Origin of the sequence: Pseudoalteromonas sp. T1lg21 (genome assembly GCF_002964625.1) — a bacterium.
Classification (GTDB): domain Bacteria; phylum Pseudomonadota; class Gammaproteobacteria; order Enterobacterales; family Alteromonadaceae; genus Pseudoalteromonas; species Pseudoalteromonas gelatinilytica.
Genome location: NZ_PQBX01000060.1, coordinates 279,654 through 295,077 on the forward strand (window position 1 = coordinate 279,654; position 15,424 = coordinate 295,077).

Genomic DNA, 15,424 nt, shown 5'->3' on the forward strand with positions numbered 1-15,424 from the left:
CAATCTTCCTTATATTTCAGTTAAATCTGTTAGGTCATAATTATTTATTCGGTATTGTTTACCATTCTTTAAAAGCTTATAGGGTAGAAAATCTTCTTCCCATCTACAGATGCTTTGAGCTACGAAGTTACGGTGCTTATTTTTTTGATTTTTGAACTCAAATACAACATGAGGAGCGGTCATCTGGCAGTTCAAGAATGACAGCTTCTTGCTGTACTCTGGAATTTCATCAATCCCAGACTGAGTTGCAACCCATAAAGGAGTTAGCTCATTATCTCTTTCAATAAAAATTTCTTGAGAAACACGATGCTCAGCAATCAATTTATTAGGTATTGAAGATAAAATTGTTTTCTTAGGAAAGTGAAAGCACCCGTTTTCATCGGTTATTGCAGTGTCGCGATGAACTTTTTCATCTATGTAGATTAATGAGCGAATTATCTCTAAGTTAGCAACAGGTTGACCATTTTCAGTCACAATACCATTGACTTCTGGGCTTAAAAATACTTCTTTTTTCTTTCTGAACCAGCTAAACATATCGTCTCCTTGACCTATAGCTGTGGAAATAATTACACACGCAGAGAGAGCTAGAATAATGTGGGTAATTTTGTTTGTAATTGATTTTTTCATAAGCAATCCGTGCGTATTTAGGGAACACTAATAGATTGAAAAACAGATGTAAAGTTGATTGTTCCTTTTTTATGCCTATTAGAATTTTAATAAGGGGAGTAGACTGTGTTTGCTATCAGTCCACATTGCCAGCTCGCTATGTGGGTAGCGTTTAATAGGCGACAAATCACTGATAGATACACGATTTAAAAAAGCCTGATTATCAGTTAGCACCACCCAGTCTGAGCCTATGTCTGATGGGCTATGGCCTTGATAGCTAAACTTTAACATAGCCTTATTAAAGTGTTGGCTATGTGCCTGTAATACAGGCAGTAAGTCGATATGATTATTTGAAATATGCACAATCAATACGCCATTCTCATTGAGCCTTTGCCAATAAAGTGACATTGCTTCTTGGGTTAGTAAATGCGCAGGAATTACATCACTTGAAAATGCATCAATAATCAAGACATCAAATACTTCGTCCGCATTATTTTTTAGCGCAATACGACCATCCCCTAAGCTGACTGTGAGCTTGGCTTCACTGTTTTCTAAATATGAGAAATAGCGCTTTGCCATCTCGACCACAGCAGGGTTTAACTCAAAAAAGTGAATACTATCCTGTTGGTCTGCAAACCGCGCTAAAACGCCTGCACCCAAACCAATGACGCCAATGTTTAGTGCGCTGTGTTGCTTTAGTATGGCAAGTGATTTAGCGACACCAGTATGCTGATGGTAATAACTTTGCTCAAACTGTTGGTTTGGATTTAGTGGCTCTGAGCCATGAATTGTGGTGCCGTCAATTAAGCGTCTTTCTTTTATTGATTGAGTGTTTATATCTTTTACCGCTAAATAGCCATAAAAGTTGCGGCTAGTGGCAACGTTATATTGGTTAAAGTTTACTGCTAAAAAGCAATAGCATGCTAACCAAGCGATGGAGCTGGTTGCGAGAGTGAATTTGAGCTGTTTTGTCTTTGTTTTAGCTTTTATTTGGTAATAACACACAAAACTAAAAATAACCGCTAATGTAAGTACATACTCGTCAATTTGGACAAATAGCAATGGGGCAATGAGCGTACTGAAAAGCGACCCTAACACACCGCCAAGGGCGATATAAAAATAAAAAATGGTAAATTGCTCGTTTTCTGGGGCTTTGTCTCTCAGCTCACCATGACAGACCATACCGGCGGTTAATAGAATCAGGCTGTAAATTATAAGCTGGGCTAGGGCATTGAATAAGCTGCCAAAATAAAACATTAACAGACCTGCAAAAGCCGAAAATATAAACACATATGCCCACACATGACGCTGATAATTTGCTCTGTTGGCAAACGTATAACTAAAGGTGAGCAAGTAAATTACAAGAGGTAACGACCAAAGTAATGGCATGGGTGGAATATTAGTGCTGATCATATGCGTGGTAGATACCAACATGGCTGAGCTTAAGGCACTTAATAACAGCCATTGACCTTTGCCTTTTAAAAGCGTGACAGGCCTAGTTTGAATAGACGCTCTTGATAAATCGGGTGCTTTTTTTAGTAAAAATATTACTAGAAGTGCTAATAACAAGCAGTAGCTGATAAGTCCAAATAGCCAGTATGTAGTTTGCTGCTCTAAAGAAAATAGTAATTCATAAACGAGCGGGTAGCTCATTAATGCCAGTAAAGAACCCAAGTTTGAGATGGAATACCAATGGTAAGGCACCTGTGCTGAAGCAGTTTGCACATACCATCTTTGTAAAAGCACGCTAGTAGCGCTCAGCAGAATAAATATTGGACCAATTTCTATAAATAAAGTAACAAACACCGCAAGCGTAGGCAGCCAATTTGTGAGATTTGGGGCTGCAAATTTTGTCACAACAATGAGTGTGGCAAAGGTGACTAAAACTATATGGGTGACTACCTGCAACTTAATATGAAAGCGACCCATGTTATGCGCATAGAAATAGCCAATAAGTAACATGACTTGATAAAACACTAAACTTGCTGACCAGATAGAGGCACCACCACCAAATTGCGGTAGAAGTTGCTTTGAAAGCATCGGCTGAATTTGAAAAATTAAAAAAGCACTGATGAAAATAGTGAGCGTTGATAAATATTTATACATTGTTTTTATTACCTATTTTGAGATAGCAAAAACAATCCAATAGCCAGAGCAAAGTGACAATGGAGTAACCCTTGAGTTTCTCTTAAGAAAACCTTAATCTTTGATTCGTAAATATTTATTGGAGAAGTAAGTGGCGCGTTATCGAATCGGTAAATTTGCAATTGATGAGAGTCGATGTTTAATTTCATCGCAAGATTATGAGCAAATAGTCGAGCCAAAGGTCATGGATGTATTACATACCCTTTATTTAAATAAAGGTGAAGTTGTAAGCCAAGAAGTAATCTTTGCAAAAGTATGGCCTAATGCCACCTACAACCCAAGTTCGGTACAGCGTTGTATCGCATTGCTACGAAAAGCACTCCAAGAAGATGCCAAAAATCCGCAGTATATAATTACACACCCAAAGCGTGGTTATAGCCTTGAAAAAGTAACACAGGGGCAGAGCAAAAAACTAAAAGCGCAAAATCTTGGGTTGCTGTTTTTTTTACTAGTAAGCCTTATCGCTATTGCGTGGCAACTAATCCCTAAACAGCAAGATACTGCTCACTTTACCCAGTTGATGCCACTCACTTCGAGTGAACTAAATGAAGCTAATTTGTCACTTTCACATAGTGGTAAGTACCTTGCTTTTGTTAGAGGTGATAAAGGAAGTCAGCAAATTTGGCTTAAAGAACTTGCGACAGAGCGAGAAGTGAGGCTGACTGAAGATGCTGCAAGCTACTATGCTTTGGGGTGGTCGACCTCCGATAATGCGATTGCATTTGTTAAAAGTACAGAGCAGAAACAACATCTAAACACGATAAGCATTGATTTATCTAAATTTCAGCCATTAGAACAAGCGACGGTGAGTGTATTTGATGGCACCGTTGTAACCAGTCACCACATCGATTGGCATGCTGATAAGCTCTATTACATAGAAAAAGATAAACGACAAAACGATACTCGACTCGTTTCACTTAACTTAGAATCTAAACAAAAGGCACATTTACTAGCTGCCACACAGCAAGATTGGTTACTTGTTAATGCGTTATCGAAAGACGGCCGTAAAGTCGCAATGGGGATTGAAGCGGGGCAAAACAAATACCGTATTGATGTACTCGACCTAGCCAGTAAAAAAATACAAACTATTGCCATTATAGAAAACGGTATTCAAGGGTTAAGTTGGCACCCGAATAATCAAGCACTATTGATTAGCCAACGAAATCAGCTTGTTAATCTGGATCTTGATGGTGAGCAGCAGTTAATTTCATTTAATAATTATCAAATAATCCGTGATGCCCAGTACACGCCAGACGCTGAAGCCATTTTGATGGAGCTAGTGAATGTTGATGTAGATATTGTTAGCCAAACACGTGCTAACCCTGACAATCTGACTAAACTCGTAGATACCTCATCAATCGACTTTCTACCCGTGTTTTCGCCAGACTCAACTAAATTTGTTTTTGAGTCTCATCGTTTTGGATTAAAGCAATTATTTTTATACGATAATGGTAAGCAAACGCGCATTTTTGCTAACCCTGATAACCATGAGTTATTTGGTATTGTTTGGAGCCAAGACGCACGGCAGGTTTACACCGCAAGTAAAGATACATTGTTTAAAATTGATTTAAGCAGTGGCACTTATGAAACAATTCCTCATGGAAATCACTCTTTTTACTTGCGAGAAATGTATCACAATCAAGACGCGATTTTAGTTTCATATCGAGCGGAGGATGGACAGACGTTTCATCCGGCTAAATTCGATTTAACAAGCCTAAAGTTGACACCATTCACAGGCTCAGGGAAACGTTTAAGCTGCTATGGCATGGATTTAGATGAGCAAGACCAGATCTATTTTTCAAATAGCAACGAAGTGTTTCGAGTTAATAGCCGAGGAGATATTGAGACTGTTTGGCAAGCAGCTAACAATGACATCATTGGTATATCTGTAAGTAACCAGCAATTAGCGGTCACTATGGAGCATGCTGATACTATTAATTTCCAGCGTATCGATTTGGCAACTGCCGCAACCGAAAGTTGGCAATTAACTCAACCTAAGCAACATATGCTGATCAACAGTGCCCATGATTTAACAGAGTTTTTATACCTTACAGAGCCTAATAGAACTCGTAAGTTAGTAAAGCTTCTTTAGCTTGATATGGTCTTTATGCCTTAATTATTTCCACAAGCTGTTTAATTTTTTCATGACTTAGCGGGTTGTGGGCATGATTACCGTAAAGCAGGACGATATCAATGACAGGCAGTACCGGAAGTGAGTTATCGCTCACCTCTTCCACACCCGATTGCATGCTTATTCGCGCCATACTGCCAATTGCCAGTCCTTGTTTAATCAAGCCATGTAACGCTCCCGCTGAGCCACAACAGGCAATAATATTAAAACGACGCTCGGCTTTTAATAGACCCTCAATACTGGCTTGGTGAAACTTACAGTCTCGTTGAAACAAGGCGATAGGAAGTGGGGTTGAATCGTTAATCTCAAAAGTAGGGCTTTTCACCCACACGCCTTGGCTTGATTGCAATAAGTAGCCTTCTTCGCTGTCTGGCGAGCGAGTGGCAATCACCAAATCGAGCATACCTTGGTCTAGTTTGGCTCTAAGCTCAGTACTAGGGGCGCAGCTTATTTGTAAATCCAGCGCATTAAACTGTTGGTGTAAGGCATCAACAAGCTCTGGTAGTAAAGAGTGGGCATAGTCGTCAGGGCAGCCAATGCGCACACGTAAATTGCCAGTGCCTGCTTTTAATTGCTTAAAGGCTTCATCATGAAGCGCTATCAATTGCTTTGCATAGCTTGCTAGCTGGTGGCCTTGATGGGTTAGCACCAACTGACGGCCTTGCTTTTCAAATAGCGGACTTGCGAGGTCTTGTTCAAGCTTTTTCATTTGCATACTTACCGCAGATTGGGTTCTGCAAATTTGTGCTGCAGCACGGGTGAAACTGCCTGTATCAACAAAAGCACAAAAAGTTCTGAGGGCATCAATATCCATAATGTATCAGCTTTTCTTATAGGTAGCATAAAAACAATTGGCGAGTAATTACCCAATTGCTGTTTTATAGTGAACCTAATCTAAACGTTAAAGGAAGCACAATGCAATTATTTATTGGCAATAAAAACTACTCAACTTGGTCATTGCGGGCCTGGTATTTACTGAGTAAATTCAATATCTCTTTTACAGAGCTGCAATTAGTTTTAGATACGCCTGAGTTTTATGAAGCATTAAAAAGTAAGTTTCCCGTGCAAAAAGTGCCGGCCCTTATTGATGCTGAGTTAATCGTGTGGGATTCACTCGCTATTTGTGAATACATCAATGATGCTTATCTAAATGGTGCTGCTTGGCCAAGTGAAATAGCCCAAAGAGCAAAAGCGCGCAGTCTAGCGGCTGAGATGCACTCTGGTTTTGCTGCACTTCGCAATGAAATGCCAATGAATATTCGCGCTAACAGGCATGTTGAATTATCAGAGCAAGCTAAAAAAGACGTTGCGCGTATCGATGAGATATTTTCTGCTCAGCAGCAAAGTTACCCTAACGCATGGTTATTTGGTGAGTTCTCTATTGTTGATGCGATGTTTGCACCTGTGGTGCTGCGCTTCAAAACGTATCAGGTGGAGCTTTCGCATGCTGCACAAGCGTATTGTCAGCACGTACTTAGTTGCCCGGTAATGCAAAGCTGGATCAGCGAAGCGCTGAAAGAAACCGATATTGTAGATTGTGATGAAGCGGGTGAAGAAATCAACTAACTGAAATTTAGAATATTTTCCTATTTAATTTATTGTCTACTATACTTTTATTTGGGGTTTTTTGTCGTATTTTTATACAAAAATACTAGTTTAATTAATGAGCATACATTCTATACTAGAGTAGTTGCTCTTTAATCTAACACCCCTCACTTCCTTTCGTAGTAGGCATTTATTTATGGGCGCTTTTGCAGCAAAATTATTAAACGAAGATATGTCGATTGAGCGTTATGCTTGCCAATTTAAATCGTTACAGGTTGAGCAAGCATTTTTGCAAAGTAAATTTGCTCAAGATAAAAAAATAGCTCAGTTTCTTACCTGTTTGATTGCAGTTGTTACTTTTTTGGTGACATTCTTTGACAAGATGATCATTCAAGCGAGCTTTTGGCCCGATATTGCCCTGATCGGTAGAGCCGTTACTATATCAGTTTGTTTACTAAGCGCTTTTGGTTTAGGTTTTATAAAAACGCCAGGGCAGTTAAAACCCGTGATTGTCGTGTTTATGGTGTTTTTATTTTTGAATATCCAGTTCATGGTTGTCACCTATGAGCGAAATTATATTTTGCACATGTTTTTTGATGTGATCATATTGATCACCTTTTACTTTTCAACATTGTTATCTTTGAAGTTATCTTTGTTTTTAGGTGTTGCTTACAGTGTCTTCGCTGTGATTGTTATTTACTCCTATAAAGATATATCCACTCACTCATTTTATGTGGTGATCTTAGCGCATGTGGCTGCTAATTTAGCGGGGTTGATCATGGCAGCTCAAGAGCACACGATGCGCCGCGCATTATTTGTAAGAAATACACAGCTTGCCCAGCTTGCTCATGAAATGAAAACCCAAGCCCTTAAAGATGCACTTACTCAACTGCCCAATCGCCGTGCTTTTGATAATGCCTATGAAGAATATCAGCGGTTGGCTAAGCAACAGCAAGGTGAGGCAAAACAAGTGTGTGTTATTCTGGCTGATATTGATTATTTTAAACGTGTGAATGATACCCATGGCCACGAGGTGGGGGATGTCGTGTTACAACGTTTTTCTGCATTTTTAACTCACTCACTACGTACCTCTGATGACGTTTATCGTTTTGGCGGAGAAGAGTTTGTTATTGTGCTGCCACTATGCTCTGTGCCTGATGCAACGGTTATTATCAACAGTATGATTTCACGATTGAATAGTGAAGTGTGCGAGGTTGGTGAGTTGTCTTTACCAATTCGCGCCAGCTTTGGTTTAACTGTGATGCAAGAAGAGCCTAAAAAATCAGTTATTTCACGGGCTGATGCTGCGCTTTATCAGGCGAAAGAAGCTGGGCGAAACCAATTAGTAATAAAACTATAAATGGCTGAAAAGCGCACAAATACATGTACCTTATTGTTGTTTCGATATAATCTTAAAGTATCATTTTTAAAACAATATGAATTATTAGCTAGCAAGGAGTCGCGAATGCTATCACGCCATGATAAGGGCTATAAAATTTCAATCAGGGCCAGTGTTCTACTGGTGTTCGCTCTCGCGAGTTTACTCACTGGCGTGGTGGCGATTAGTCTGCATTATTATTTTAGTGAAAAACTGATACTACAAACTAAATCTGAGCAATTTAAGCAAACTAGCCAACAAATAGCTGATCACATCACCCGAATCAATGAGCGAGCCGATAATACCTTGAGCGTGATGATCCACGACACGCGACTCTTTTCGAATAGCCAAGATAATAAAGGCATTTTACAGCATGTTTTGCTCGAAATTTTAACGCGCCATCCAGATTTTTATTCACTCATTCTTGGTCATGCTAATGGCGACTTATTGCAGGTTATTAATTTAAAAGGCTATGCAAAGCTTCCTTCATCGTTCCAACTTGATGAAGACGATCATTGGCTGGTATACCAAATTACTGGGCAGGGTAGTGAGCGTAAGCAAGTGACCACGTATTTAGATGAGTCGCTCACTGTTCGTAAAAGAGACACGCAAGCGACAGATTACGACCCGCGCACCCGTGTTTGGTTTCAGGATGCAACCAGTAATTCGGTGACGAAAACCGAGCAGTACGTGTTTAATGTGTTTGATGTACCAGGTTATACCTATGCAATAAAGTCAGCGCAAACGGGTGATGTATTGGCGATTGATATTGCCAGTGCAAGTTTGAATCATTTTTTAACCGCGCAACAAACTAAAATGAAACACTTGGTTGAAAGTGAAATGTATGTATATCGGGGTAATGGCGAAATTATTGCAACCAGTAAAAATCAAAGCCATCAGCATACCTTTGATGATTTATCTCAGTTGATTAAATTGGATGAACAGCAATCAGGGCTTGCTAATAAAGCGCATCAATTTGGCAAAATGCTGAGCGTCTATGAAAAGGGCATTGAAAAGTACATGTTTGTGCTGCCTCTGCCGCTCAGTAGCGATATGCAATCTGATGAAGTGGATTATTTCACCGTACTGGTATCTAAAGAAGATGTGTTAGCGGTAATTAAAGAAAAAATACGCATTTCAATTTTAGTGACGGGCTTATTTTTACTTTTGCTGCTGCCCGTTTCTTGGTTTTTTGCCTCTTCAATCGTTAACCCAATACTTAAACTAGTGGGTGAAAATAAAAAAATTCAACAGCGCGATTATAATGAGGTTTCAACGCTTTCGAGCCATATTTTAGAAATTCATTATTTAGCTAGTTCAATGGTCGATATGAGTCGCTCCATTGAGCAACATGAAAATTCACAAAAAGCGCTGATGGAGTCTTTTGTCGAGCTCATTGCGCAAGCCATTGATGATAAATCACCGTACACGGCAGGGCATTGTGAGCGTGTGCCAGAGCTGGGTATTTGGCTTGCAGATGCCGCATCAGGTTCAACTGATGAGGCGTTTTCTGAGTTTAGCTTTAAAACCCCGGATGAGCGACGCGAGTTTCGTTTAGCAGCGTGGTTACACGACTGCGGTAAAATCACCACACCAGAACATATTGTTGATAAAGGCACTAAACTTGAAACCATTTATAACCGCATTCACGAAGTACGCACCCGATTTGAAGTGCTGCTACGTGATGCAAAAATTGCCTACTACGAGCAACTAATCGCGCACCCAGAGCAGCAATCTGTGCTAAAGCAAAAGCTTGAGCAACAAACAGAAAAGTTACACGCTGATTTTAGCTTTATTGCCGCCTGTAATGTCGGTGGTGAGTTTATGGATGAAGCGCAGTTGACTCGCTTACATGAGGTTGCTAGCATCAAGTGGCAGCGCTATTTTGACGCAAGTTTAGGTTTATCGCCCCTTGAAGAAATGCGTATGGCTGATTTGAAAGATCAGCATTTACCTGTCGAAGAGTCACTCCTGAGCGATAAGCCAAGTGATTTAATTCCACACGAAAAAGCCGTTGAGTACCCAGAAAGTTTGGGCATTAATATGGCGATTCCAGAGTATAAATATAACCTTGGCGAAGTCTATAACTTGTCGGTGGCGCGGGGCACGTTAACAGCGGAAGATCGGTTTAAGATCAATGAGCATGTGATCAGTACAATTCGTATGCTTGGGAGTGTGCCATTCCCTAAAGAGTTAGCGAGAGTTCCGCGTTATGCATCAACCCACCACGAAACCTTAAAAGGGACTGGCTATCCGCGAAAATTAACCGCTAAGCAGTTATCAATACCTGAACGTGTGTTAGTACTTGCTGATATCTTCGAAGCATTAACCGCGGCAGATAGACCTTATAAAAAAGCAAAACCTTTGAGTGTTGCTGTTGATATTTTAGCGAAAATGGTCGATGACGATCACATTGACCGTGACGTATTTGAGCTCTTTTTAACTTCTGGCATTTACCTAAAATATGCAAAACAGTTTTTACATGAGCCGCAAATCGATTCGGTCGATATTCAAAAATATCTAAGATAATTATTTGCTTATGCTTTAGGCTAATATTGCAGTGTTTTTGTTTGTAATACAAAGTTATTGGTGTATACATATTATACAAGCTAATATTATTTACGAACAAAGCATTGCAAGGAGATGCATAAGTGCTGGTATCTGCTTTTCAAAAACTAAAACAAACAATACGTTTCTCGATTCGTCTTACCGTTGTTGCGGTGTTCGTATTAGCCACCTCATTAACAGCCCTGATTGCAATTAGTCTGCAATATTATTTCAGTGAAAAAATGGCCTTAGAAGCCAGTGTTAAAAACTTTAATTTAGCCACTGGCTCTGTCGCTGATTACCTTACCGGTGTCAATGAAAAGTCGGAAAACACACTAAGTGTGATGGTACAAAACAGTAGCCTTATCAGTGCCGACAGCGAAGATAAAAGTGAACTGAGAAATGTCATGAGTGAAATCATGCAGCTCAATCCATTGTTTTATGCCTTGTATGTTGGCTACGAAAATGGTGACTTTTATGAATTAATTAATTTAGAAAGTAGTGAAATAGTTCGTCAGCAGTTGCAAGCTATCGAAGCTGATCGCTGGGTCGTGATCCACATTACCGGCGAAGGGGCTGAACGTGTTCAGCACACTCATTATTTTGATCTGCAATTTAATTTACGCATTTCTCAAACTAAAGGTACCAGCTATGACCCGCGAGAGCGTTTATGGTTTAAGCAAGCAAATTCTACCCGAGTCAATAAAACCAAGCCGTATTTCTTTACCCACCTGCAAGCGCCCGGGCAAACCTATTCGATAAAGTCGGCAAGCGAAAACAGTGTCTTAGCGTTAGACGTTAGTTTGTCGAGCATCTCTGAATATTTAAGCAAACAGCAAAGTAAAATGAGCAGCCAGTATTTAAGTGAGCTGTACATATACAATAAAGAGGGTGAAATTGTTGCCTCTAATCAACAAAAAAATAGCTTACGTCTGCCAAGGCTTGAAAAATTGCCTCTGACTGAAGAGCAGCAAAGTGTATTGGCAAAGTATCCTTATTTAAGCGTATCAAACGAGACAAACTGGCCACCAATGGATTTTAGTGTGGGCGGAAACCCCAAAGGCTATAGCATTGATTATATTAATGGTTTGGCTGAGTTACTGGGAATTAAGGTGACCTTTATCAACGGTTTTACTTGGTCTGAGTTTTTAACGCAATTTGCAAAAAATGAAATAGACATTATTCAGCCTATATTTAAAACGCCTGCTAATGAGCCGCTTGGCGTAATGAGTGAGACTATGGCGACCTTACCGTTTAGTATCATTACAGCAAAAGGCACGACACCCGTCGTTACCATGAAGCAGCTAGCGGGCAAACAGTTGGCGATAGGCGAGGGCTGGTCGGTAATTAACGTGATCAAAGAGCACTTTCCCGACATCGACATTGTTGAGCTACCAAGTACAAAAGCGGTACTTGATGCAGTTAGCCAAGGGCGGGTCTTTGCAGGCTTAGATAACGAGGCGGTGTTCAAATACACCCAAAAGCAGTTTTTTATTGATGGCATTCAGTACAATCAGCTAGATACATATAGCCACGACCTTTTACCCGATACCCTGCATTTATTATTTCACCCAGAAGATGAAGCGCTTAAAGACTTAATTGATATGGCAATAACACACCTGCCAAATTCGTACATTGCGGCACTCGAACGTAAATGGTTAGGGAGCGATCCCAATCAGCAATCACAAGTGATTGGTACCGTGCCATATCCTGAGTTTTTAAGTTTAATCACAGATAAAACAAACTTTGCCCATTTACGTTTGATGACCCTAAATGGCATTGAAAAATATGTGTATATCACTCCGCTTTCAGAAGGGGGCAGTAATAGTGATTACTTAGCGATAGTGGTGCCGAAAGAAGGTGTTTTGAGCTCTACCCGTGAAAAAATTAAGCTCTCTATTTTTATCACTGCCGCATGCTTAATTATGGTATTGCCGGTGTCATGGTTTTTTGCCTCACCCATCGTTGCACCTATTAAGACCTTAGAGGGCGAAAACTTAAAAATTAAACGTCGACAGTTTGATCAAGTATCTACATTAAAAAGTAGTATTAAAGAAATCAATAACCTGGCTAGCTCCATGGTGCAAATGAGTCAATCTATTCAGCAGCATGAGCAAAAGCAGAAAGCCTTAATGGAGTCATTTATTGAGCTTATTGCACAGGCTATCGATGATAAATCGCCTTATACAGCAGGGCACTGCGAGCGGGTACCAGAGCTGGGCATTATGCTGGCCAAAGCGGCCTCAAACTCAAATGAACACGCTTTTAAAGAGTTTGCTTTTAAAAATAAAGACGAGCTAAGAGAATTTAGCCTCGCAGCTTGGCTACATGACTGCGGTAAAATCACCACCCCAGAGCATATCGTAGATAAAGGCACGAAGTTAGAAACCATTTATAACCGTATCCACGAAGTGCGTACACGGTTTGAAGTACTGTGGCGAGATGCAGAAATCGCTTATTTAAAAGCGTTGCAAAGCTCACCAGAAAAGCAACCTGAGCTTGAGGCTGAGCTTGCCAAACGCCAAGCAGAATTACGCAGTGATTTTTCGTTTATCGCAGCATGCAATGTGGGGGGCGAGTTTATGGATGAAGCAAGTCTTGAACGCTTAGAGGCACTCAGTAATATTACTTGGCAGCGACATTTTGACGATAAGATAGGGCTTTCGCCAGTGGAAGAGCTGCGAGCTCACAGCAATGATGAGCAACTGCCTGTTACTGAAAAGCTACTTTCAGATAAACCAGAGCATTTGATTGCCCACGATAAACCAATACAGTATGACGAGCGCTTAGGAATTCAAGTTACTATTCCTGAGTATAAGTATAACCTTGGCGAGCTGTATAACTTACAAATTCAACGCGGTACATTAACAAACGAAGATCGCTTTAAAATCAATGAGCATATTATCAGCACCATTCGGATGCTCGATAACGTGCCATTTCCTGATGAATTAGCTCGTGTGCCTCGTTATGCCTCGACCCATCACGAAACACTCAAAGGCACAGGGTACCCACGTAAGTTGTCTGCGGATGATTTATCAATACCAGAGCGCGTATTGGTGCTAGCTGATATCTTCGAAGCATTAACCGCAGCCGATAGACCCTACAAAAAAGCCAAACCGCTGAGTGTTGCCATTGATATTTTAGCCAAGATGGTAGCCGATCAGCATGTTGATGAAGATGTGTTCAAATTGTTCTTAACATCAGGTATTTACCTTGAATATGCAAAACGCTATTTAAACCCAGCACAAATCGATGATGTTGATATCGCAAAATACCTGTAACTGAGAGTGGTTGCTTTTACTTTACAGTGAAAAGTCCGTACAATTCGCCTCGTTTTTAGTGACGCTTTTAACGAGATGAATTCAAGCCGTATGCATCAGATTGCTGACTTAATCGCTATTTTTGAAAACACCTTTTATCAAAGTCATAACACGCGTTTGATAAAGGGTGATGATGAACCTATTTACCTGCCTGCTGATGAGCAAACGCCTTATCACCAAATTGTGTTTGCCCATGGTTTTTATGCCAGCGCCTTACACGAAATTGCCCATTGGCTAGTGGCTGGAGAGGCGCGTCGGTTAAAAGAAGATTATGGCTATTGGTATTGCCCTGATGGCCGTGATAAGCACCAGCAAGCTGAATTTGAAGCGGTTGAAGTAAAGCCCCAAGCTATCGAATGGGCGCTCAGTACCGCAGCAGGTTTCGATTTTAATGTATCGGTTGATAATCTTAATGGCGAGCAAACCTGCCGATTTGATTTTCAAGCGCGAGTTCACCAGCAGGTGTTGAGCTTTTTAGCATCTGGCTTTAATCAGCGTACAACAGCACTGCTTAACGCATTGAGCGATTTTTATAATACCCCATGGCCATTAACGGCTACACAGTTTACATGGCAGCGTGATTATCAGGACAACCCAGGAGCTTTATCTAATGCAGTTTAAATTAGGTTTAATTGTAAACCCGGTTGCCGGCTTAGGTGGCAGTGTCGCATTAAAGGGCAGTGATGGCGCAGAGACAGCAGCAAAAGCAATGCAACTTGGCGCTGAGCCAAAAGCAAACTTACGCACCAGAGCGGCACTTGAAGTACTGCTTGCCCATCAAGATGACTTAACTATTTACACTGTAAACGGTGAAATGGGTGAGCAAACTGCAAGCCAACTTGGTTTTAATACTCATGTTATTTACCAAACAAATGATATCACTACACCGGAAGACACAGAGCAGGCCGCTAAGTTATTAGTTGAGCAAGGTGTCGACCTTATTTTATTTACGGGTGGTGATGGCACTGCTCGCAATATTTGCCACGCGGTTGGTGATAATACCCCTGTGCTGGGTATTCCTGCTGGTTGTAAAATCCATTCTGGTGTTTATGCAATAACCCCCAAAGCAGCTGGACGTGTTGTTGAGATGCTAGTTAAAGGTGAGCTTGTAAGCCTTGGTGATGCCGATGTGATGGATATCGACGAAGAGGCATTTCGCGAAGGTACAGTAAAAGCTAAGCGTTACGGTGAAATGCAAGTGCCGAGTGAAGTGCGCTACGTACAAGCGGTTAAAAATGGCGGTAAAGAAACCGATGAATTAGTGCTTGCTGATATAGCTGCCTATGTTGTTAGTGAAATGGATGAAGACTGCTTGTATGTGATGGGCAGTGGGTCTACCGTCGCGGCAATTATGGAAGAGATGGGTCTTGAAAATACCTTGCTAGGCGTAGACTTAGTGGCAGACCAAGAGCTTGTTGCGCAGGACTTAACTGCCCAGCAATTACTTGAGCTCACAGGAGGTAAAGAAACCAAGTTGGTGATCACTTTAATTGGTGGCCAAGGCCAATCTTCGGTCGAGGTAATCAGCAATTAAGCCCGGCACTTATTCGTGCCATTGGTCGCGACAATATTATTGTGGTAGCGACGAAAACTAAATTACAGGCCTTGAATGGCCGACCACTGATCTCCGATACGGGTGATAGTGAACTAGACGATGAATTAAGTGGTTATATTCGTGTAACCACAGGTTTCAATGACCATATTATGTATGCAGTGGGTCATCAAGATGGGCTGCACCCAGAGGAGAAGTAA

General features: G+C 40.9%; 8 protein-coding genes and 2 pseudogenes. 7 read left to right on the plus strand and 3 right to left on the minus strand.

Annotated elements, in window-relative coordinates; all coding sequences use genetic code 11:
* Positions 1–9: 9 nt before the first annotated feature.
* Together C2M25_RS15235 and C2M25_RS15240 are read right to left on the minus strand one after the other, a co-directional pair.
* The gene (locus C2M25_RS15235) at positions 10–627 is read right to left on the minus strand and encodes a DUF6795 domain-containing protein (protein ID WP_105181473.1); all 618 of its coding nucleotides are present in this window, start codon (positions 625–627) and stop codon (positions 10–12) included.
* A gap of 78 nt (positions 628–705) precedes the next feature.
* Positions 706–2,712, minus strand: coding sequence for a fused MFS/spermidine synthase (locus tag C2M25_RS15240; RefSeq protein WP_105181474.1), 2,007 nt, complete (start codon positions 2,710–2,712; stop codon positions 706–708).
* 130 nt (positions 2,713–2,842) lie between these two features.
* Between C2M25_RS15240 and C2M25_RS15245 the strand changes: the two genes are divergently transcribed.
* The gene (locus C2M25_RS15245; protein WP_105181475.1) at positions 2,843–4,843 is read left to right on the plus strand and encodes a winged helix-turn-helix domain-containing protein; all 2,001 of its coding nucleotides are present in this window, start codon (positions 2,843–2,845) and stop codon (positions 4,841–4,843) included.
* Positions 4,844–4,856: 13 nt separating this feature from the next.
* Here C2M25_RS15245 and C2M25_RS15250 read toward each other — a convergent pair whose 3' ends face one another.
* Entirely contained in the window at positions 4,857–5,696 is an 840-nt protein-coding gene (locus C2M25_RS15250) for a LysR family transcriptional regulator (RefSeq protein ID WP_105181476.1), read from the minus strand.
* Positions 5,697–5,797: 101 nt separating this feature from the next.
* On the opposite strand from C2M25_RS15250, the gene C2M25_RS15255 reads away from it, so the two are divergent.
* The 6 genes and pseudogenes from C2M25_RS15255 (at position 5,798) to C2M25_RS15280 (ending at position 15,424) form a co-directional block, all read left to right on the plus strand.
* Positions 5,798–6,448: a glutathione S-transferase family protein gene (locus tag C2M25_RS15255; RefSeq protein WP_105181477.1), complete on the plus strand. Its 651-nt coding sequence runs from the start codon at positions 5,798–5,800 to the stop codon at positions 6,446–6,448.
* A 175-nt stretch (positions 6,449–6,623) separates the two neighbouring features.
* A complete protein-coding gene (locus tag C2M25_RS15260; protein WP_105181478.1) occupies positions 6,624–7,787 on the plus strand; it encodes a GGDEF domain-containing protein in 1,164 nt (387 codons plus the stop codon).
* Positions 7,788–8,741: 954 nt separating this feature from the next.
* Positions 8,742–10,334: pseudogene (locus tag C2M25_RS15265) on the plus strand (HD-GYP domain-containing protein); the annotation flags it as partial.
* A 122-nt stretch (positions 10,335–10,456) separates the two neighbouring features.
* On the plus strand, positions 10,457–13,633 hold the full coding sequence (locus C2M25_RS15270; protein ID WP_105181480.1) for an HD domain-containing phosphohydrolase: 3,177 nt from the start codon (positions 10,457–10,459) through the stop codon (positions 13,631–13,633).
* 90 nt (positions 13,634–13,723) lie between these two features.
* Complete coding sequence (locus C2M25_RS15275; RefSeq protein ID WP_105181619.1) at positions 13,724–14,293, plus strand: elongation factor P hydroxylase; 570 nt, start codon at positions 13,724–13,726, stop codon at positions 14,291–14,293.
* A pseudogene (locus tag C2M25_RS15280) lies at positions 14,283–15,424 on the plus strand (ATP-NAD kinase family protein). Before C2M25_RS15275 ends, C2M25_RS15280 begins: the two are co-directional and overlap by 11 nt.